The sequence below is a fragment of the Vibrio sp. 1-1(7) genome (assembly GCF_013048485.1).
In the GTDB taxonomy this organism is placed as follows: Bacteria; Pseudomonadota; Gammaproteobacteria; order Enterobacterales; family Vibrionaceae; genus Vibrio; species Vibrio fujianensis.
Genome location: NZ_VHSP01000001.1, coordinates 761,013 through 781,560, shown reverse-complemented (window position 1 = coordinate 781,560; position 20,548 = coordinate 761,013). Strand labels below are relative to the sequence as shown.

Below are 20,548 nucleotides of genomic sequence, written 5' to 3'. Positions count from 1 at the left end.
CATGAGTAATGAAAGCTTTTGTATAGTATTAACGACCACCAACCGGCCAGAAAATGCTCAGTTGATGGTTCAATCTTTGCTCTCTAAGCACTTATCTGCTTGTATACAGACCTTACCTATTCAGAGCCATTATCGCTGGAATAATGAAATTTGTTGTGACGATGAAATTTTATTGATTATAAAAACGCGTATAGCCTGTTATCCAGCGCTAGAGGAGGAAATCATTCGTTTACACTGCTATCAAATTCCTGAAATTATACAGCTTCCAATTAGCGAAGGATTTGATCCTTATTTATCTTGGTTAAATCAACATACTCAGATCAATGAACAGTAGCATCTGCATTGTATCGACCGTTACTGGGTAAATCGATGTGGGTTTTTGTGGCACTGCCAATTCAGGATGATCAGTGCTGTGATGCCACCTAATGTATCGCAAAGCATATCTTTTTGCGCATCCCAAATATCACCTTGTGAACCTAAAAACGCTAAACCTTCCTCGCCACCCGCAAGCTCTGCATACCACCATTCAATAATTTCATATCCTGCAGCGACGCTCATAACAGAAAAAAGTGCAAATAAAGTGGCGATCATCCGGTTAGCTAACTGTCGGCGCAATAACCATTCGGCGATGGGGTAGGCATATAAACCAATCGCAAAATGTGCGACTCGATCAAACTGATTGCGAGAAGAATGAACAAGCTGATTAAACCAATCAAAAGGAACCTCAGCAAAGGTGTATTTAGCACCAATTGTATGCAATGCCAACCAGATAAAAGCAAGTAAGTAAGCTGTTTTACTTAACGTATGGTAGTACGAGAGCCACCATAAAGCCGATAGGATTAATATTGCTGGTAAAATTTCAGCAATCCATACCGCATGGGAAGTAGGAGCTATTGCCGAAAACAGGAAAATAGGTAAATAAGCTAGAGTAAATAAAGCGATGGGTTTGGATAGTATCATAACGATTTGTATTCCCTCATCAACATCAGTAATTTCCTTGTGAACAGTGTTCAATTGGTATTTTACTTCGAATAAGTGTTAGACAGCAAGAAGGGTTTTACCTCGTTTTATTCGATAAGCGGCTAAGAAACAGAGCCGAGTTCAAAAACTGACAATCTAGATAGGATGGTACTCGACAAATCCTTTACTTTAGCTTTGAATATATAGCATACAGGCAAGGATGGGGATCGCATGTCACATACACAAGCATTGAGCACAACCTTTCAATCGTATATGGAAAATCCATTATTATGGCCCATTTTGGAAGTGCTAAAGCGCCAACCTTCGGGCTGGAAGGTGCACACCTTGGCGGCACATTTAAGCGAACAAGGGTTAATGCCAGTTTTGGATGCGACTGGAGAGAAAGATCTTTTTAAGCGCAATTTTTTGATTATGAATGCTCTGTACCAGTTACAAGAGATGCTCTACCCCAAAAGTTGGCTTCAGGTTGAAGCGATGGACATTGCTTTACGCCCGATGTTTCGTCATGCGCAATACGTGATTGATGATCATGATCCACTACGAGACTATTACACCCACTGGGAGCACTACGAAGCAAGTGAAGGGGAAGTTAGACGTTTATTGAATGAGTTTTGGACTCGCTACCAACGTTTTGTGGGCGGGGAGAGTATTAAAACCTTAGATCGTGCTAAAGCATTGCGTTTGTTTGAATTAACAGAAGAGGCTTCCTCTTTTGAAATTCGAAAAACTTGGCGAAAACTGGCACTGCGCTGGCATCCAGATCGGGATAACGGTAACGCAGAGCGCTTTCGAATCTTATGTGCTGCATGGAACGTTTTACGCCAAGAACCAGAAGCTTAGTATTGAGCCGTCACGCATCTTTATGGTCTTATTGCCTTATTCAGAGTAGAGCTTGGCAGAATAAAGCAATAAAGATCGATGCAATAAAGAGCGGATGTTTTAGCCCTTAAATTGGGCTTTGCGTAAACGGTTTAAAGCGGCCATTGCATCAAGAATACGCGGCTTAGCGAGATCGCCTTGATTTGGCATGTTTGCATACCACTGCCCATCAAGTAGCTTTTCCATCTCCAATGCCGGGTTAGTTGACCATCCTGGCTGTTGAGCCAACTGAAACCATAACCAGCCAATGGCATTAATTTCAGAGGTGGATTCCAATTGCTCGAGTGCAGAAATATCAGTCAACTCTTTGCCAAAACGGAGTGAGCCTTTTCCTTTTGCAGAAACGCGGAATTTACCCTCAGCCAATAACTTTTGTAGTCCGCTGCGATTCAGTTGGCGCGGAGTTAATATCGTGAGTGGCGCGTCACATTCGTTACGACGTAACGTTGGGTGTTGTTCTATAACCACTTTGGCTTTTTTTGTCACATCAAGCGCTTGATAGTCATGCATTTGAATAACAGTATCTGCTACATCGAGGTAATCCCCAGACCCTCCCATAACGATCAAGGTAGAAATGCCTAATGTGTCACGCAATTGACCAATACGATCAACGAGAGGCGTGATCGGTTCATCGCCTTTGCTGACGAGGGCCTGCATTCTTTCATCACGGATCATAAAGTTAGTGGCAGAGGTATCTTCGTCAATCAACAAGGTTTTTGCGCCTGCTTCTATTGATTCTTGTAACCAAGCGGCTTGAGAGGTCGACCCAGAAGCATCTTGTGTGCTGAAGTCATGGGTATGTTTGCCCATCGGAAGGTGGTTGATATAATTAGACAAGTTAAGATGATGAACACAACGTCCTTCTTCAGCCCGAATTTTCATTGCGTGAGTATCCATGACAACACGTTCACGACCATCGCCGGGAATATGATTGTAGATAGAACGTTCTAATGCGGTTAATAAGGTCGATTTACCATGGAACCCACCACCCACAATTAACGTGATGCCTTTGGGAATCCCCATTCCGGTTATTAAGCCTTGGTTGGGCGTTGATAAGGTAACTTGTAAGCTAGAGGGGGCCTGAAAAGGAACCGCTTCTGTCATTGGAAGATCACTATCACCAGCGAGGCGAGGTAAAATACTGCCATTGGCAACAAATGCCACCAAACCCTGTTCAGTGAGCTGGTTACGCATAGCGTCTTGATCTTCAATCAGTTGGCAATGCTGAATGAAAGCTTGTTTATCTAATTCTCGCTCAAGGGTAGCACGGCGAACAAATTTAGGCAGATGAAAGGTTAAAATGTTAAGTGCTTTTTTAGCTAAAATATCGCGCCCTTCAGCTGGCAAGTTGATACGAAAGCGCAGTTCAATACCCTCATCATTAAAAATAACGGCGGTACTATCGAGCACGGTTTGTCCAGTTAAGGCGATAGATAAGCTGTTTTCTTGTTTTGCCAGTTCAGCAAAGCGCCGAGCGATAAAGTCACGTGCCGCTTGTTGATAGGCTGGCGATTGCTGTTTAACCCACTCTAAACCAGTGAGTGACCATGCACGCGTCGCACGTAATCGGGAGGCGGAAGCATAAGGATCAGGCTGAACGTGATCGATAAACAGAGTAAAGTCAGTAAAATCATACTGTCCTTTGATTTTTTGATAAAGACGGTAATTCTGTTTTTCGAGTTTTTTCAGTGTCGCTATTAGTAAATCCATCTCGAGTATCACTTATTAGGGCAAGAAAGGAGGGGGATTATAGGGAGCACCCCGCACAGAGTAAAGCATGATAAATAATCCCACCGGTTAGGAAAAGATTTATCTCGTTTGTGGCTGATAATTGATTAATGCTGAACGCACGGTATCAATATTTTTTATCTAATGCTTATGGCAATGATGAAAGCCAACGATGACTTTCATCCATATCCCTCAATTTTCTGTTGTAGCGCAGGCGAATAACAGCAACAACCAAATTCAGACTAGCGTGATGGAATAAATGAGGATAAATCAACCTCGGTTTGGTAGTCTACTTCTTGCATGCCAAACCCATTGAGTCGCAAGAAATCTTGTTTAAATCCATCATAATCGCCAATTTGTGCAAAATTATTTGCCGTCATGTGTTGTACGATCTCTTGAACACGGGTTTGAGTCTCTGGGTTTAATTCCCAGTCATCCATACGTAATAGCCTTTCACTATCTACTGGTACTGGAACGTTGGCATACAATTTATCACTAAAGAGTCGTTGCATTTGTTCAATACAGCCTTCATGAGTTCCTTTCTCTTTCATCACCCGATAAAGCGCTAGCAGATAAGGGGTAAACGCCGGAATAAAAACACTGGCTTTGGTGACTAAGGCCTTGCATACAGTCGCATAAGCGTTACCGTCAAAGTTTGCTAGTTTTAAATTCAATGAATGGCTGGTTTGGTGAAGGTCGATTTTGGCTCTGCCTAATGTTCCATCTAGGTAAATAGGGTGAGTCATTTTGGGGCCAACATAAGAAAAAGCGATGGTTTTACAACCTTGGGCGAGTGAGTCATTATTAATTAATGTGTCGATCCAGCTTTCCCAATCTTCGCCACCCATCACCTTTAAGGTATGATCAATTTCTTCTTCTGTGGCGGGCGGAAGGGTTGTTTCTAGCCACGTATCATTTTCTAGCAAAATGGTCGCACCAGAGACGGACTCTCCGATGGGTTTAATGACGGAGTGCCAAAACTGATCCGATTCAGGCTTGGGACGCTTACCACTAGCGATACTGTAGATGATTAAATCAACTTCACCTTCAAAATAAGTTTCAATGGCTTCAATAACTTGTCCTTTGATTTCTTTTGAAAATACATCGCCATTAATATTGATAGCAGTGCGTCCGGCTTTTTCTGCTTGCTGCTTAAAAAAAATATTATTGTAGAAACCCGCGCTGCCGATACGATTTTCAGAGGGGGCTCGCTCAAAGGAAACGCCTATCGTATCTGCATCAGATCCCCCAAAAGTAAGCGCAATTCGCGCAGCCAGCCCAAACCCCGAGGAAGACCCAAGGATTAAAACTCGTTTCGGCCCGTGAGAAATAGCCTTTGCTGATTTGACGTAACGAATTTGTTCGAGTACAGCTTGTTTGCATCCCAAAGGGTGGGCGGTGCGAGCAACCACACCTTGGATAATCGGCTCTATGCGCATAAAAAATTACCTATTGCTACTTGGGGAGGCTTCAACATAACGTAAAGCTAGGTAAAGTTTATTGAGCTAGACCATTAAAAAAGAGACTTTTAACCATCATTAGATGCTTGTGAAGCATGGTTCTGTCATTGGGATGACTCAACATAGAGCCAAGGAGTGAGCTGCTCTGTCATGTAGTTTGCTATCCAAGGTTGGGCATCTGAGGTTGGGTGTAGGCCATCTGCCATCATCCATTCGGGATTTATGATCACCTGTTCGAGAAAAAAAGGGATTAAAGGGAGAGAGAAGTCCTCGCTTAAGCGAGGATAAATGTTTGCAAAGGCATCACTGTAGCGACGACCATAATTCGGAGGTGTCAAGATTTGCATGATAATCGCTTGTGCATTCTTAGCTTGGATCTGTGTGATCATGGCTCGTAAATTATGTTCAATAATGTGAGGCGGAAAACCACGTAATCCATCATTAGCACCTAGCGCAATCAAAACCCATTCTGGGTGATGTTGTTCTAATAATGCCGGTAGCCGCTCTAGCCCATTTCCGGTGGTGTCACCGGAAATGCTGCCATTGACCACCGTGACGCCAGCAGAGTGTTGGGCAAGTTTATTCCCTAATAAATTGGGCCAAGCTTGTTGCAAAGGCATTTGATATCCTGCGCTTAGACTATCACCTAAGATTAATAGTGTGCTACTACTAACATTGGTAGCGAACATGATAGCGCTCGCAGGAATAAACCATATTAATAACAAGGAAAACCATTTCGCCATGCAAAGCTCCGTTATTATCTCTGTACAATCATTATCTAAACTAGTCTCCACCAAACAGGAGTCATTGACAATCCTCCGTGACATTAATCTGACGATTTATGCTGGAGAAAGTGTGGCTATTGTAGGCAGTTCTGGGGCTGGAAAGTCAACGTTGATGACACTGCTGGCGGGGTTAGATGTACCTAGTCATGGTGAAATTCATCTGCTTGGTCATCCACTATCTACATTAGATGATGAAGCGCGAGCGGCAATTCGAAGTCGTTCAGTGGGGTTTGTGTTCCAAAGCTTCTTACTGATTCCAAGCTTGTCAGCACTTGAAAATGTGACTTTACCTTGTTTATTAAAAGGAGAGTCAGAAAATAAACCACGCGCAGAAGCACTGCTCACGTCAGTAGGCTTAGCGCATCGAATGCATCACTTACCGGCGCAGCTTTCTGGAGGTGAGCAACAACGCGTAGCGATAGCTCGAGCGTTTATGGTGGAGCCACAAATCTTATTTGCAGATGAGCCAACTGGGAATCTCGATCAAGAAACCGCAAGCAAAATTATTGATCTTTTATTTGATCTGAACCAACAACATGGAACAACCCTAGTGTTAGTGACCCATGATACTCAGTTAGCTGCGCGTTGCGATCGCTGTTTTTATATGCATTCAGGGTTATTGGAGGAGCAAAAATGAACCCTCTGTCTTCTTTGACGCTTAATTGGCGTCTTATGCGGTGGAGTTTAAATGAGATTCGCCATGGTCAGTTATGGCCGATTTCAATAGCTTTAACCTTGATTATTGCCTGTGTTTTTGCATTAACAGCGTTAGCACAACGTATGGAACAAGTTGTTGTTAAGCAAGGGAAAGAAGCCTTAACTGCTGATAGCGTTTTTGTTTCTGCCAATCCAATACCGACCACGTTATTACAGATGACGGAGCAACGTGGTTTGGCCACGTCACAAATGACTCGTTTCACGACCATGGCATTTAGTGAGCATGCTATGCAACTGGTGACGGTTAAAGCGGTTGATAGCCAATACCCTTTACGTGGCTCGCTGATATTGTCTGATGGGCAGCGTACCTTGCAACATGTATCCATCAATGAACTATGGCTTGATGAGCGTTTGTTTTCCCAGTTAGAGGTAGAGGTGGGGGATGCCATGAGCGTTGGAGACGCTGATTTTATCGTGACTGGGAAAATCATGACCCAACCCGGATTAAGCTTTAATCCATTTCAGCAAATGCCAACGGTATTGATTCATCAAACGGATATTGAAAAAACAGGCGCGATACAATTGGGTAGTCGAGTTCAGTATCGCTTATTTATTAATGCGACTGAACATGAACGATTGGCACTGCAAGACACGGTTGAATTAACCCCTAGCGACGAATGGCGAGAGACAGCAACCGCCAATCGAACCAATGAAGTGTTTGAGCGTACTCAGCAATATCTATCATTGACCTTGGCATTGGTCATTATTATGGCCGCGGCAACGTTAGTGTTAACGTGTCAGCATTACGTAGCAAGCCGACAACGTACCATTGCGATGCTAAAAAGCCTTGGTGCAAACAAAAAATGGATTGCACGCTGGCTAACTATTCAGGTGCTTCTGTTGTTTGCCATGGCGGCCGTGGCGGGCAGTGTGATTGGGGTTATATTGGAATACGCATTAAGGATTCCATTAGCGGGTCTATTGCCTGATCCATTACCAGCTTATGGCACCAGGCCAATTTTAGTGGCGTTATTCTCTAGTGGCTTAATTGCCGTCCCTGCGTTAGGCATACCACTTGGAAATCTATTAAATATCAGAGCCATCAGTGTGATGCAAAGCACCAGAACATCGCCCCGTCTACTCTGGAATAGTGCACTACTGCTGGCCCCCGTATTATCGATGATTGTTGTTTACTGGCACAACTCATTGGTATGGATGGTGATTGCTGGCATACTGGGGCTGTTTGTTATTTTAGCGTTAGTGAGCTTGGCGATCACACGAGCATTACATCGATTACCGCTTACCACCTCGATGAGGTTAGCTTTGAGCCGAATGAGTCGTTCTAGTTTAGTGACAGGGCTTCAGTTTGGGGCATTATCTCTCTCTTTAATGTTGTTAGCGGTGATGTGGTTAGTTCGAACAGATTTACTGGCCGACTGGCAAAGAATATTGCCAGAGAATGCCCCTAATGCCTTTGCAATCAATATTGCGGGTTATGAGAAGGCCGCTTATTTAGCCGAACTCGATAATGCGGGGATTGAACGCTCAACTGCTTTTCCGATTATTCGAGGTCGTCTCACCGAAATCAATGGTCAGCCAGCTCAAATGCGTGTCGAAAATGGAGAGGGGCCGAATGCTTTACGACGGGAACTTAATTTAACGTGGTCAGAGGCATTGCCAAGCTATAACCCGATTGTGGCTGGGCAATGGAACCATAAAAGCGGCGTCTCGGTTGAACAAGCGCTGGCTAATGAACTTGGCATTCATCTTGGCGATAGACTCACCTTTTTGATCAGCAGTCAGCCTGTTGAAGCCGTGGTTAACTCCATTCGTGCAGTTGAATGGCGTGAGATGAAACCCAACTTCTTTTTTATTTTTACTCCTGATGTGATGGCAAATTTTTCTGGCAGCTGGATGGTCAGCTTTCGTATTAATGCCGATCATCAGTCTGTGCTGACCGTCTTATCAAGGCAGTTTCCAACCGTCACCTTGATGGACATTCGCCAGATGGGGGAAAAAATACAAATCCTGTTAACCCAAATTGTTTGGGCAATGACCATCTTAGCCGCTTTAGGTATGCTTGCTGGACTCTTGCTCATCTTTACTTTATTACGGCTAAGCTTGAGTCAAAGGCAGCAAGAACTACAACTTTACCGGACGCTGGGAGCCAGTCGTCGTCGCGTTAACAGCACGATTTGGGCAGAATTTGGTGTAATGGCATTGGTGGCTGGGTTGATCGCCAGTATGAGTGCTGAGGCAGTCGTGGCTGGTATTATGCATTGGGGATTTTCCCTGCCACCTCAAATGCATTGGGAGATGTGGTTATTGCTACCATTACTGACATGTTTTACGTTAGCCCTAGTTGTCGGAAGCTTGCTAAACAAATTATTAACACCAATAAACAAAGCCTTTGATTAGCGATTCATTGAGTAAGTTAATCACTTATCCACAAAAACGGTGGATAAAGTTTGGGATAACTTAGCATATGAATCCGCTACATTTTGCTGTTAAGCCAATAGCAATCAAGCTTACCGGAATTGGATTATTCACATGATGAAAAAAGGCAAAATTTGCCAATAATGAGTCAAGTGTTTTTTTATCTTTTCCGGCGAATTTATCCATTGTTTTATTTAATAAACCGTGAGTGAGCTGGTTTCTGTTTGCTGATGAAACTGACCCTAGCAATAACCTTGTGAAAAATGTGATTTTCATAACGCTTGACTCGTTTTACACTAGATAACGAGTCAATCACCAGCGGCAGTAAAATGATATCAATGAAATCAACACAATCGGTTCCTAGCGTGGCGATCATTGGCGGAGGCATCGCGGGGAGTACCGCAGCCATCCATCTCGGTGAACGAGGAGTGAATGTTACCTTGCTGGAAAAAAATGCGGGCTTAGTGGATGGCCCGCCGATATGCCACCTTCATGCTGGAGGTAATCTGTATCGAGAAATCTCTTTAACACAATGTATCGAGCTATTGCGTCAATCGATAGAAACCATTCGGCTTTATCCTCATACCTTAAACAAAAGACCGACCGTGATTGCCGTTCCACACTCTGATCCCGGACACCCACAAGATCTGTTGCCACGGCTTGAGGTCATTCGTACCGCTTATCAGCAGCTAGTTGCCGAGGATCCTCGTAATCAAATTCTTGGTCAACCCAAGCACTACTATCGTCTCTACCAGCAAGAAGAATTAGCACAGTTAGCCAAACTGACCCAGCCTCATTGCCCTCAAACACTCGATGAGTGGCTGATTCCATTTGCTCAACATGCGGATTTAGCGCAACTGAAATATCCGGTTATTGCGGTACAAGAGTACGGTTGGAGTGTTTTTCGTCTTGCTGCTAGTGCCACATTAACCCTAGAGCATTTAGATAACTGCCAAGTATTTACCCACAGTACGCTCATTAATTCAGCCTTCATCGATAATCAATGGCATCTTACTTATCGAGATAGTAGCGGCGAAACACATGCGTTGACCTGTGACTATTTGATTAATGCTTGCGGTTATGAAACTGGAACTGTCGATGATTTAACGGCCAATCCTCGTCAGCGGTTGGTTGAATTTAAAGCCGCTTATGTTTCTCATTGGCCGCGTTGTTACCAAGCATGGCCAGAAGTGATTTTCCATGGGCCAAGAGGCACTGCGCAAGGGATGGCTCAATTGACGCCTTACGCGGATGGTGTGTTTCAATTGCATGGTATGACTCAAGATATTACCTTGTTTAAGGATGGATTAGTTGCCTCCAGTATAGAATCATCACAACCACGCTTACCCGATTATTTGCAGCAGAAAATGACTCAAGGTTGGTCAGCAGAAGCAGTGGCTAAGCGAACACGTCGTGCGATTGATCATATGAGTCAATTCGTTCCCGAGTTCACCTTTGCTGAGGTGGCTGGAACTCCATTGTTTGGGGCGCAGCAGATTCCAGGACAAGATGCATCTTTACGTGCAGCAGACGTGACGTTTGAACCGAACCATTATGCTCGAATAGAAATAGTCAAAGGATCTTCGGCATTAGAAGCGGCGAGAAAAATTGTGACAACCTGGCAACTCGTGGCAAATTCCGCACCATGCTCGATTGAGCAGCAACATCCGATGAGTATGCGTTTAACAGAACAAGAAGTAGAGCAAAAAGCAATTCAGCTCGCGGAAAAACGCGGTTATCTGGCGGCATTAGCGAAAGTGGTCGGGCCGACATAAGTCATGTGCCGGATATACTCACCAACGCGATATAGAGATAGGCGAGTAGCTACGCTAATTGGTTGGCTACTCGCTTGATGTTCAGGGGACAGACGCTAGTTGGTTTGATAGCGGCTGAGTATTTGGCTCAAGTTTTGTGTCGCTTGAGCAATTTCCTGAATGCCTGAAGATGACTGTTCTGCCACGCGGCGGATGGTATTGGATTGGTTACGAATATCACTCAACTCAGAGGCAATATCATTAGCAACCGCACTTTGTTCTTCTGCTGACGTTGAAATTTGCACACTCATATCGTTAATCATGCGTGATGACTCTGCGATATGTTCAATATCATGACCAATTTCCGTTACCAATTGACTGCTGGTATCGGCTTGGCTAACCGTCTGATCGGTAATTTTGGCAATGTGCTGACTTTCTGTTTGGAGCTTTTCAATCATGGCTTGAATTTCGACGGTTGCAGACTGAGTTCGGCTTGCCAAGGTACGAACTTCATCCGCGACAACTGCGAATCCTCGACCTTGTTCACCGGCCCGCGCAGCTTCAATGGCGGCATTGAGTGCCAATAAATTAGTCTGTTCAGAAATGGCGTTGATCGTGGTTATCACTTCATTTATTTGAATCGCATTTTCATTTAATGTTGTCACCGATGAAGAGGTTTGAGCAATAAAGCGTGATAGTTGTTCAATTTCATTAATCGCTTGGTTGACACGTTGTTGACTGGTAGCCACTTGCTGAGAATCTTGAACCGCTTGTTGATTGGCCTGTAACGAAATAGTAGAGACTTCTTGTGCTGAGGCGGTCATTTGTTCCATCGCCGTTGCCACGGAATCAAGCGATGCATACTGATGGGAAATTTGTGTTTCACTCTCTTTCATCTCGCTAGCAAAAGAGCGTGAAGTCTCAGTGAGTGTGGTTGAGTTATCTTTTACGGTCACCACCAGATCGGTGAGAGTATCCATCGCATTATCTAATGCACAACCAATTGTACCAAATTCATCGCGCCCAGGATGGAATCCTAGCCGAGACGTTAGATCGCCTTGAGCAATTTTTTGTGTTGTGGTGTATAACACCCAAAGTGCGCCGCCAATAAAGGTTGCGACCCAATATGTAAATATTGCAAAAGGGATTAGCCACAAAGAACTGAGCAATAGCGTCGTTAAAGCTCTTGTTCGCATCGCTTGCTCTTGCTGGGTAAAATCTTCAGTCAAACGATAGACTTGCCCATTACTGGCACGCCCAGTTGCCACGGCTTGACCTTGTTGATATTGAGTATCCGATAAAGTGGGGCGAGTCTCTAAACCAGGAATGCTACTGATCTCTTTTTGGCTAAGAATACCCTGTAATTTATACTCGACCGCCAATTTAGCTTGCGCTTCAAAGTCTTGAACGGTTTGCCAGTATCGGGATCCTGCCAAGGCAGTAAGTGTTAAAATAAAGAGCGCCAAAATGGCCCACATTTTATCGTTGATCGACATTTTAATAAACACACGGTCAATCATCCTGAATTGAACTTCTTTCATAGTCTCTCCGGTGCAGCTGATTTTTAGCTCAGCAAGTGTACGGCTGATAGGGATGCAAAGTTGTGTAATATCTCATAAATTGATGAAATGAATATGTATGAAAGTATTAAAAATGAGAGATAGATCGATATATAGGGGTAAAGCTTAATAGAACGAAAACGTACGCTAGGCTTCTTATCCCGCTGAACGCTCACTTGCCCACTTTTTAGCAACTCGTATTACTGTACGATCTGAGACATTGGTAATTTGATGGATTATGAGTGTCCGGAAATTGCCGAAGGGCTTCGCCGCCACGATCATCATAAACATGCAATTTTTTATCGTGCACAGTCTCATGGTGCTCACATAATCCGTATTCTTCATCAGCAAACGGAACCATGGCAGTATTGCCATTCAGATCTTTCGGCAAGTTCACTCCCCATATAAGACAAAAGAACCCAGCTGAAGTGCCACAACACTTCAGCTGGGTTGGTTAAGTCAGAGATGATTAACCTAAGGCAGGCAGAATGCCCGCCGTGATCAAAAGCTGTGCTGTCACAATGATGAAACCAACAGCACCGGTAAAGAGTAAAGCAGGTTTACCTCCAACCACTTGGTAATAGTGCACACTGGTATTTTGTTGACGGACTTTCGTTACCATAGCAATCGGTAAAAAAATGGCTAATACAGCCAGTGCAATGGCGGCGTAGCCAAGTGCCATAATGAAACCTTGCGGATAAAATAGTGCGAACACTAAAGGTGGTGTATAGGTAACAATGGAAGCGCGAAGGCGACTTTTCGGGGCACCAGGTTTACGTAGCGTATCTCCCATAAATTCAAACAGCCCTAAGCTGACGCCAAGAAAAGAGGTTAACAGCGCTAAATCTGCAAAGATACCAATCATATTACTTAAACCTGATTGATGAGCGGTTTGTGCGAGTGTTCGAATCAGTGCCGATAGCCCACTGTTTTGCACTAAATTAGCTTGGCTGACAACACCTAGCGTCGCCAGTTGCCAAAGAATATAAATAATCAAAGGAATGGCTGAGCCAATAACAATCGCTTTACGAAGCGATGGGGTATGCCCATCAAGATAATTAACAATCGCTGGAATACTGCCATGAAAACCAAAAGAGGTAAAAATAACGGGAATAGAGGCAACGACTAACCCTTGTTCTAACGGCATACTTAATAAATAAGACTCTGTGACATTGGGAGCAAGGAATGTGAGCACCATAATCATGGCAATAATTTTCCCTGCAAATAGCACACGATTTACTTTATCGACCGTGGCAGTACCAATCGTAACAACCGTTGCAACAATAAAGGTAAACAGCAAGGTTCCCATCGAGCCAGAAACGTCAATTCCTGTTAACTCCGCTAAGCGATGAGTAAATTGAGCTCCGCCGCCTGCGATATAAGCGGCACATAGCGAATAAAAGAGGAAAAGCATCGCAAAAGTCGCAATCCATTTACCTTTATCGCCAAGAATTTCTTTCGCTAACGTGTGTAAGGTGGCGTCCTTACTGGCGTATTGGTGAATTTCAACCATCAACAAAGCCGTAAAAGCCATAAGAGCCCATAATGTGAGCATAATGATCAACGAAGTGGAAAAACCGATACCTGCGGATGCTAAAGGAAGCGCCAGCATTCCGGCTCCAATCGTGGTTCCAGCAATAATCAAACTGCTGCCTAAGAGTTTGGATTTTTTCATAATGTAAATATAAATATACGTTTGTTGTGGTTGCAAGAGGATAACAGTTGAAATGAAACGAATGTTATCCGGTCTTTTTGCTTGTTTTGGTCTATTTTGAACAAAGAATAGTAATGGGTCAATGGGGTTGTAAAAATTTAAAACCACAAATGTAAATTTAAGTGTACACATTGACTATTTGCAATGGTTAGCTTGTCATCATTTATTGATGAATATAGCCAAACAACTTGGTGTTGCTGGTAGGCCGCCAGTGAGTGAGAAATTTAAACAGCCGTAGGCTGTCTTTTGGTCTGAGCCAAAAATACCTCTCACCATGAGCATAGACCGGCGAGGTTAACTAAAGCCAAGGTTTAACAAATTTGCTATCATCCGCTCCCATTATCGGTTGGCGATCCTCAGAGCGCCTATTCGTTTTTAGGTAAATAAATATGTCTTCACATTCGGTAACTTTCCTGCAATTAGGTATTGCTCCTACTTTGGTTGAACGTTTAGCTGCACTAAACATTCATACCCCGACTGAAATTCAAAAGCAGGCCATTCCTCATATTCTAGCGGGAAAAGATTTATTGGCAGGTGCACAGACGGGAACGGGGAAAACGGCCGCATTTGGCTTACCCTTGTTACAGCGGTTAGCGCAAGAGCCAGTAACGTCCATAGCAGGGAGTAAGAATATTCGGGCGTTAGTTTTGGTTCCTACTCGAGAGTTAGCCCAGCAAGTTTTTGATCATCTACAAGCTTATGCTAAGGGAAGCAATTTAAAAATTGTTGTAGCCTATGGCGGCACCAGCATGAATACGCAAAAGCAAAATTTGCAAGGCGGGGCCGATATTTTAGTGGCAACACCGGGACGCCTTCTTGATCATGTTCATGTAAAAAGTGTATACCTTGGGCAGACGCAAACACTGGTTTTGGATGAAGCCGACAGAATGCTCGACATGGGCTTTATGCCTGATATTCAACGTGTGTTAAGAAAGCTTAATCGAGCAAGACAAACGCTGTTCTTTTCTGCAACCTTTGATAATAAAGTCAAAAGTTTAGCTTATCGTTTATTACATGATCCCAAAGAAGTCCAAGTCACACCAGAGAACTCAACGGCAGAAACGGTGACACAAATGGTGTACCCCGTTGATAAAAAGCGTAAGCGTGAGTTATTAGCCTATTTGATTGGCTCACGCAATTGGCAACAAGTCTTAGTGTTTACGAAAACCAAGCAGGGCAGTGATGCCTTAGCGCAAGAATTAAAACTCGATGGTATTAAAGCCGCGTCGATCAATGGTGATAAAAGTCAGGGTGCTCGTCAGAAAGCACTTGACGATTTTAAAGCAGGAAAAATTCGAGCATTGATTGCCACCGATGTTGCGGCAAGAGGAATTGATATTTGCCAATTAGAACAAGTCATCAATTATGATATGCCTTATAAGGCAGAGGATTACGTGCACCGTATTGGGCGAACTGGGCGAGCGGGTCAAGCCGGAATGGCCATCTCTTTTATGAGCCCAGATGAAGAACCGATGCTACAAGCCATTGAACAGTTACTTGATCAACGGCTACCTCAAGAATGGCTAAAAGGGTTTGAACCATCATTGGAATACGAGGCCGCAGAGGCCCCCTCCCTCCGTCGTTTGAGTCGTTCAGCGGAAAAACGTAAACTGAAAGCTAAGTTAAAAATTCACGCTAAACGAGGAAAAAAATAACAGATCATCCTTGATAAAAATAAACAGCAATGGTTGGGACATCAGTCAGACAGGTTTTCTTCTTGCATTTTTGCACATTGCTGCTCCCAGCTATAGCCTACGTCATAAACTAACTCTTCTACACTGTTAGGACTGAGAACGTATTGGGGGGTAATTCGATATTTATGAATCATTAACTCATTAAACAGTTGCCAGTGCTTGAGTAGGCATTGCGCTAAATCTGCATTTTCGTCACGCCAGGTTTCCCTTAAAAATGGGGTTAAACTAGCGGCACTGTGGGTGTACATGATCATCTGCCATTTCACTTCCCATATTTTGATCGGATACTCTGGACATTGCTGATTATATTGCTCAGCGAAACTTTCAATAATATGTTCGATTTCACCCGATGTGTCGATAAAGTAATCAAACAAAGCGTCTTCTTGCCGTACCGCATCAGCAATCAATTGGATGGGTTGTTTAATGATTAACCCATGAGCGAGTAAACGCATCGTAAAAAGGTACAGTTTGACATTTGCGGGAGTGGTGCTGGGAATCTCATCAATGACTCGACGTAAATAATGCTCCATGTAGTCATGAATACCATCACTGATACTGTGCCAGATTTTTTCTTTACTGCCGAAGTGATGACGAATTAAGCTATGTGAAACCCCGGCTTTTTCACTGATCTGACGTAACGAAACGCGTGCATAGCCGAGTTCACAAAATAGTTTGGCCGCAATTTTAAGAATATGGCATCGAGTTTGATGGGCATCTTGAGCGCTGCGTCGCCCTTGTCTTTTTTCGTTCATTACTCTTCTTCATCAACCAAGATCACCGCTGTTTTACCAGATACCGGGGCAACTTTCACCAACAACGGCTCGCTTGAGCGATTGACTGCACAATTCATCATCTTGTGTTGCTGTTTTTCAAGAAATGGGCAGCGTTTTGTGCCGATTGAGCAATAAAAAATACCTCTTATCACATCGTTTATTTGGGCAGATAGCCACATAATTTTGCTTTACTTAGGCAAGCAATGGTTTTGGCATCACTGATTTCACCGTTTATAATTTTCTGCTCAAGTTCAGCCATTGATAAAGCCAATACTTCAATCACTTCATCATCATCGCAAACTAAACGAGTGGTCAACTTGAGTTGCTTGGCAACGAATAAGTGTTGAATTTCATCACAAAACCCGGCCATAGGGGTGACTTGCCCCAATTGAATCCATTCTTGAGCGCTGTAACCCGTTTCTTCTTCTAATTCACGTTGAGCACAGTCGAGAGTGAGTTCGTTCTCCTCAATGGTTCCGGCAGGAAGTTCTAGCAACCATTTATTTAACGAGGGTCGAAACTGATTAATCAGAATAATTTTATTATCACGGGTAAGCGGCAAAATAACTGCAGCGCCAGGATGCTTTATCGTGGTATGGGTGATCACTTTTCCGGTCGGTAAGGTCACCGACTCTTCCACTAAGCTAATTGATTTCCATTGATGTACGGTTTTACTCATGAAACGGTCTTCGTTGCAATCTGAAAGGGGCACCTTACCCTAATTACTGAGCCTATCCCAACGGCGATGGCGTTATTTTGTGGTTTACTTTAACAAATGAGGGATATTTAAATGAGAGGCAAAGCATATGGGGGGACAATCTATCATCAACAATATGGTCGTAATGGTGTATTCGATGAAATGGATTAGTGAAAACATTGATTGCACTCGCGTTCAATTGAAAGAGATCTGCTATAAAAATACGTTGAAATGAATTAGTTCATGTAACAAAATTATAACCAATGTATAAACTGATTGATAACCACTCATTTTCCCCTCAGCGGAGCCATTCATGATCAATTCTCCTTCTTATGCTCAAAAAGCATTACTGGCAGAGCGAATCAATAAATTAACTCAAGCCCTTTCAGATGGCGTCTATGAACGAGAAAGTACTATTAAACTTTGTTTGCTAGCTGCGTTGACCGGCGAAAGTGTCTTTTTGCTTGGCCCCCCCGGAATTGCCAAAAGTTTAATTGCCAAAAGATTGATTCAAGCGTTTGATAATAGTAGCTATTTTGAATACCTGATGACTCGTTTCTCAACGCCAGAAGAAGTGTTTGGCCCTTTGAGTATTCAAGAACTGAAAGATAACGGACGCTATGTGCGTTTGACAGAGGGGTATCTACCAACTGCTCAAGTGGTTTTTCTCGATGAAATTTGGAAAGCAGGCCCTGCGATTTTAAATACGCTCCTTACCGTGGTTAATGAAAAAACGTTTAAAAATGGGAGTGATATTGAACGAGTCCCTATGCGGGTGTTGATTTCTGCATCGAATGAACTCCCAGATGAAGAGAGTGGGTTAGACGCATTGTATGACCGGATTTTAGTGCGTATTTTTGTCAATCGAATCCAGAATAAACAAAACTTTAAATCGATGCTGACAGTAGGAACGGAACAAGAAGCCCAAATACCTGCAGGCTTAGCAATAACCGATGCCGAATATCATCAATGGCAGTCTCAATTAAATAAATTAACGTTAACCAATGATGTCTTTGAAAAACTGTACCAATTGAAAAGTATGTTAGAACAAGCAGCGGCAGAGAGCGGCTTGCCAATTGAAGACGTGTATGTGTCAGATCGGCGCTGGAAAAAAGCAGTAAAGCTACTTAAAGCCAGTGCATTTTTTAATGGTCGTGACCACATTAGCCCGCTGGACTTGTTATTACTGCAAGATTGCCTATGGAATAGTCCCGAATCAAGAGAGTTGGTGTATCGTATCATTCGTGAATTTGCGCTGCGAGAAGCTTTTGATCAATCTCAAGTAGAGCAGCAATGTGATACTTGTCGAATTACAATTGCCACGGTTCAAGAAGAAATCGAAGCTGATTTATCGATTACGTTATCGCTGGAAACTTCAAATGGATTAAGAAAAAAACAGATTTATCAGTATGATTTTAGCCAAGCGAAAACGTACCAAATTGGACAGGCAAAAAATTTGATTAAATTGGTCTTATTGCAAAGTAATATGTCTGTTGCTGAAGGGGAAAAAGGAGATAGCCGTTGGGTATATGTCACACAGGCAGATATGGAGCGCTTGATCAAAGAAGGACAAGGCGATATTTATGGCTACGTCAATCACAACCCTAATTTATGTCGTTTATGCTTTGAACGCGATGCAAATAATCACTTGGTGGTGAAGGATATTGCCAACCGTTCGATACGATTAGCCCTTGCCAGTCAAAAGGGCTTAGAACAAGGAATGTATCAAGACTGGTTAGAAAAAACGGAACAATCCTTGAGTCAATTGAAACAGGCAGAGCACCATTTATTGAAAGTTCGTTCTGATTTTCATGGCTCACTTCCCCATAGTTTTATCGATCCTGAATTGCCCACCGCGATGGAAGCAAGCTTACACCATATACAGCAACAGTTAGAATCCGCACAGCAAGAGTGTACCAAGCGTGTTCAACGTATCAAATCCTTACCAGAGTATTTTGCATGATTAGGATAAATAATGCTTGGGCCAGATAGTGTCAACATCGTTTTAGCCATTGCTGAATCCGGTATCATCGAAACAGCGGTGAACGATCTACTCGCTCGTTCACAACTTATCATGGTCGAAAATGAGGTGCTTCGTTCCTCAGTCAAAAACCATTTGGCCAGATGGCATAACCGTGTAAAACATCGTATTACTCGAGTGGGAGAGCAAGAGCATTTTCAAACCGAAATCGCGCTTTATCAGCAAACGGTTCAGCTAAGCGAGCGCGCTTTTATGAAACAGCTACCGGATTTATTGCAACAATTGGAGTGGCACTCCTCTTTTTATACCAAAGCACGTCAGTTAGTTGATGATAAAAAAACGTTTAATAACCCAATGTTTGCGCATTTCTTTTGTGATTGTTGGTATAAAGCGTTATGCCACGACATAAAACAAGCGCAGTTGATTGAGATCGAAAGCAGTAAAGAAAAGGAGTACCTTGAACTCTATCAGCGGATTGAAACGTTACGTAACATGCAACAGATAACCGATCAGGGCGGTGAAGGTAATGTTGGTCGCTTATGGGATATGGCTTCAGCCAAATTGAGTCGCATGGATTTATCGATCATTAAACGTCATGCGGAATTCCTTAAAAAACATCAAGAATTACAAAACATTGCCCAGCAACTTGGCAGAATGGCCAGTCAAATTGATGATCCTGACTTTAATTCTACTCAAGAAGAGCAAGCGACGATGAGCGAAGAAAAGTCTGATCAAGCGACGGATGATATTGTCGGAATTCATCCTAGCGATGATTTAAATCGACTTCTTCCAAATGAAACTTTATTTTTGGTTTATCCAGAGCTGGAGGTTGTTTTCTATAAACATTTGATTGATAAGCGATTAATGAATTATCGCATGCAAGGGAAGCAACGAACATTACGTAAAGTTCATGCTCAATCTGCTGCGCATGCACCTACGGAGATAGAAAAAGGGCCATTTATTATTTGTGTTGACGCTTCAGGTTCGATGAAAGGTTTTCCTGAACAATGTGCCAAAGCGCTGGCTTATGCCTTGATGCAAATTGCGCTCGCTGAAGAGCGTGATTGCTATGTGGTGTTATTTTCAACGCAATCGATCGTCTATGAGCTGACTCGTCAAGATGGGCTCAGAGAAGCGAGTGATTTTCTCAGCTATACCTTCCATGGTGGAACCGATTTAGATTTGGCTATAGCAAAATCGATTGAGCAAATGAATGAAGCACGTTATAACAACGCTGACCTGATCATTCTTTCCGACTTTATTGCACCAAAACAGAATGAAACGATTTTACAGCAAGTCCAAGCCTTAAAAGCGAGCAAGAATCGCTTTCATGCGGTGACATTGTCACGTTATGGCAACCCAGAAGTCATGAGTATGTTTGACCACTGTTGGCATTATCACCCGAATGTGTTCGGCCGTTTCATTAAAAAATGGTAGGCGCAGCGCTGCG

General features: G+C 43.2%; 17 protein-coding genes. 8 read left to right on the top strand and 9 right to left on the bottom strand.

Annotated features, from left to right (window positions below; genetic code table 11):
- Window position 1 precedes the first annotated feature (1 nt).
- Window positions 2-334 (top strand): divalent-cation tolerance protein CutA, encoded by a 333-nt coding sequence (gene cutA / locus FKN05_RS03715; protein ID WP_099612376.1) that lies wholly within the window; start codon window positions 2-4, stop codon window positions 332-334.
- 20 nt (window positions 335-354) lie between these two features.
- Here cutA and FKN05_RS03710 read toward each other — a convergent pair whose 3' ends face one another.
- Complete coding sequence (locus FKN05_RS03710) at window positions 355-960, bottom strand: DUF2238 domain-containing protein (RefSeq protein ID WP_161428290.1); 606 nt, start codon at window positions 958-960, stop codon at window positions 355-357.
- A 231-nt stretch (window positions 961-1,191) separates the two neighbouring features.
- Here FKN05_RS03710 and FKN05_RS03705 point away from each other — a divergent pair, with 231 nt between their 5' ends.
- A complete protein-coding gene (locus FKN05_RS03705) occupies window positions 1,192-1,821 on the top strand; it encodes a DNA-J related domain-containing protein (RefSeq protein WP_099612378.1) in 630 nt (209 codons plus the stop codon).
- Between the two features lie 99 nt (window positions 1,822-1,920).
- Here FKN05_RS03705 and FKN05_RS03700 read toward each other — a convergent pair whose 3' ends face one another.
- From FKN05_RS03700 to tesA, 3 genes are all read right to left on the bottom strand, one after another.
- On the bottom strand, window positions 1,921-3,570 hold the full coding sequence (locus FKN05_RS03700) for an ABC-ATPase domain-containing protein (protein WP_170886919.1): 1,650 nt from the start codon (window positions 3,568-3,570) through the stop codon (window positions 1,921-1,923).
- Between the two features lie 260 nt (window positions 3,571-3,830).
- Entirely contained in the window at window positions 3,831-5,027 is a 1,197-nt protein-coding gene (gene fabV, locus FKN05_RS03695; RefSeq protein WP_099612380.1) for an enoyl-ACP reductase FabV, read from the bottom strand.
- 125 nt (window positions 5,028-5,152) lie between these two features.
- The gene (tesA, locus tag FKN05_RS03690) at window positions 5,153-5,791 is read right to left on the bottom strand and encodes a multifunctional acyl-CoA thioesterase I/protease I/lysophospholipase L1 (RefSeq protein WP_161428287.1); all 639 of its coding nucleotides are present in this window, start codon (window positions 5,789-5,791) and stop codon (window positions 5,153-5,155) included.
- Here tesA and FKN05_RS03685 point away from each other — a divergent pair.
- Window positions 5,790-6,470 carry an ABC transporter ATP-binding protein gene (locus FKN05_RS03685; protein ID WP_099612381.1) on the top strand — a complete coding sequence of 227 codons (681 nt, stop codon included), beginning with the start codon at window positions 5,790-5,792 and terminating at the stop codon, window positions 6,468-6,470. The two genes, tesA and FKN05_RS03685, sit on opposite strands and share 2 nt — an antisense overlap.
- Complete coding sequence (locus tag FKN05_RS03680; protein WP_170886918.1) at window positions 6,467-8,908, top strand: ABC transporter permease; 2,442 nt, start codon at window positions 6,467-6,469, stop codon at window positions 8,906-8,908. The genes FKN05_RS03685 and FKN05_RS03680 overlap by 4 nt, the downstream gene beginning before the upstream one ends.
- Window positions 8,909-8,968: 60 nt before the next feature.
- Here FKN05_RS03680 and FKN05_RS03675 read toward each other — a convergent pair whose 3' ends face one another.
- A complete protein-coding gene (locus tag FKN05_RS03675; RefSeq protein ID WP_099612382.1) occupies window positions 8,969-9,202 on the bottom strand; it encodes a hypothetical protein in 234 nt (77 codons plus the stop codon).
- A gap of 62 nt (window positions 9,203-9,264) precedes the next feature.
- On the opposite strand from FKN05_RS03675, the gene FKN05_RS03670 reads away from it, so the two are divergent.
- Window positions 9,265-10,701, top strand: a complete 1,437-nt coding sequence (locus FKN05_RS03670; protein ID WP_099612383.1) for an FAD-dependent oxidoreductase — start codon at window positions 9,265-9,267, stop codon at window positions 10,699-10,701.
- 95 nt (window positions 10,702-10,796) lie between these two features.
- Here FKN05_RS03670 and FKN05_RS03665 read toward each other — a convergent pair whose 3' ends face one another.
- Together FKN05_RS03665 and FKN05_RS03660 are read right to left on the bottom strand one after the other, a co-directional pair.
- The gene (locus FKN05_RS03665) at window positions 10,797-12,221 is read right to left on the bottom strand and encodes a methyl-accepting chemotaxis protein (RefSeq protein WP_099612384.1); all 1,425 of its coding nucleotides are present in this window, start codon (window positions 12,219-12,221) and stop codon (window positions 10,797-10,799) included.
- 487 nt (window positions 12,222-12,708) lie between these two features.
- Complete coding sequence (locus tag FKN05_RS03660) at window positions 12,709-13,914, bottom strand: aromatic amino acid transport family protein (RefSeq protein ID WP_161428282.1); 1,206 nt, start codon at window positions 13,912-13,914, stop codon at window positions 12,709-12,711.
- A gap of 428 nt (window positions 13,915-14,342) precedes the next feature.
- On the opposite strand from FKN05_RS03660, the gene FKN05_RS03655 reads away from it, so the two are divergent.
- A complete protein-coding gene (locus tag FKN05_RS03655; protein ID WP_099612385.1) occupies window positions 14,343-15,608 on the top strand; it encodes a DEAD/DEAH box helicase in 1,266 nt (421 codons plus the stop codon).
- Between the two features lie 41 nt (window positions 15,609-15,649).
- On the opposite strand, the gene FKN05_RS03650 is transcribed toward FKN05_RS03655, so the two are convergent.
- The gene (locus FKN05_RS03650; RefSeq protein WP_099612386.1) at window positions 15,650-16,399 is read right to left on the bottom strand and encodes a TetR/AcrR family transcriptional regulator; all 750 of its coding nucleotides are present in this window, start codon (window positions 16,397-16,399) and stop codon (window positions 15,650-15,652) included.
- Window positions 16,400-16,577: 178 nt separating this feature from the next.
- Window positions 16,578-17,099 carry an NUDIX hydrolase gene (locus FKN05_RS03645; RefSeq protein WP_099612388.1) on the bottom strand — a complete coding sequence of 174 codons (522 nt, stop codon included), beginning with the start codon at window positions 17,097-17,099 and terminating at the stop codon, window positions 16,578-16,580.
- A gap of 331 nt (window positions 17,100-17,430) precedes the next feature.
- Between FKN05_RS03645 and FKN05_RS03640 the strand changes: the two genes are divergently transcribed.
- Together FKN05_RS03640 and viaA are read left to right on the top strand one after the other, a co-directional pair.
- On the top strand, window positions 17,431-19,080 hold the full coding sequence (locus FKN05_RS03640; protein WP_170886917.1) for an ATPase RavA domain-containing protein: 1,650 nt from the start codon (window positions 17,431-17,433) through the stop codon (window positions 19,078-19,080).
- A 12-nt stretch (window positions 19,081-19,092) separates the two neighbouring features.
- Window positions 19,093-20,535 carry an ATPase RavA stimulator ViaA gene (viaA, locus tag FKN05_RS03635; RefSeq protein ID WP_170886916.1) on the top strand — a complete coding sequence of 481 codons (1,443 nt, stop codon included), beginning with the start codon at window positions 19,093-19,095 and terminating at the stop codon, window positions 20,533-20,535.
- The last annotated feature ends 13 nt before the right edge of the window (window positions 20,536-20,548 follow it).

Coding starts and splice junctions, on each gene's coding strand:
- FKN05_RS03685 (WP_099612381.1), top strand. CDS start 5,790: ATGCAAAGCTCCGTTATTATCTCTGTACAATCATTATCTAAACTAGTC.
- FKN05_RS03650 (WP_099612386.1), bottom strand. CDS start 16,399: ATGAACGAAAAAAGACAAGGGCGACGCAGCGCTCAAGATGCCCATCAA.
- FKN05_RS03665 (WP_099612384.1), bottom strand. CDS start 12,221: ATGAAAGAAGTTCAATTCAGGATGATTGACCGTGTGTTTATTAAAATG.
- FKN05_RS03660 (WP_161428282.1), bottom strand. CDS start 13,914: ATGAAAAAATCCAAACTCTTAGGCAGCAGTTTGATTATTGCTGGAACC.
- FKN05_RS03675 (WP_099612382.1), bottom strand. CDS start 9,202: ATGAAAATCACATTTTTCACAAGGTTATTGCTAGGGTCAGTTTCATCA.
- fabV (WP_099612380.1), bottom strand. CDS start 5,027: ATGCGCATAGAGCCGATTATCCAAGGTGTGGTTGCTCGCACCGCCCAC.
- cutA (WP_099612376.1), top strand. CDS start 2: ATGAGTAATGAAAGCTTTTGTATAGTATTAACGACCACCAACCGGCCA.
- FKN05_RS03655 (WP_099612385.1), top strand. CDS start 14,343: ATGTCTTCACATTCGGTAACTTTCCTGCAATTAGGTATTGCTCCTACT.
- FKN05_RS03640 (WP_170886917.1), top strand. CDS start 17,431: ATGATCAATTCTCCTTCTTATGCTCAAAAAGCATTACTGGCAGAGCGA.
- FKN05_RS03680 (WP_170886918.1), top strand. CDS start 6,467: ATGAACCCTCTGTCTTCTTTGACGCTTAATTGGCGTCTTATGCGGTGG.
- FKN05_RS03710 (WP_161428290.1), bottom strand. CDS start 960: ATGATACTATCCAAACCCATCGCTTTATTTACTCTAGCTTATTTACCT.
- tesA (WP_161428287.1), bottom strand. CDS start 5,791: ATGGCGAAATGGTTTTCCTTGTTATTAATATGGTTTATTCCTGCGAGC.
- FKN05_RS03645 (WP_099612388.1), bottom strand. CDS start 17,099: ATGAGTAAAACCGTACATCAATGGAAATCAATTAGCTTAGTGGAAGAG.
- FKN05_RS03700 (WP_170886919.1), bottom strand. CDS start 3,570: ATGGATTTACTAATAGCGACACTGAAAAAACTCGAAAAACAGAATTAC.
- FKN05_RS03705 (WP_099612378.1), top strand. CDS start 1,192: ATGTCACATACACAAGCATTGAGCACAACCTTTCAATCGTATATGGAA.
- FKN05_RS03670 (WP_099612383.1), top strand. CDS start 9,265: ATGAAATCAACACAATCGGTTCCTAGCGTGGCGATCATTGGCGGAGGC.
- viaA (WP_170886916.1), top strand. CDS start 19,093: ATGCTTGGGCCAGATAGTGTCAACATCGTTTTAGCCATTGCTGAATCC.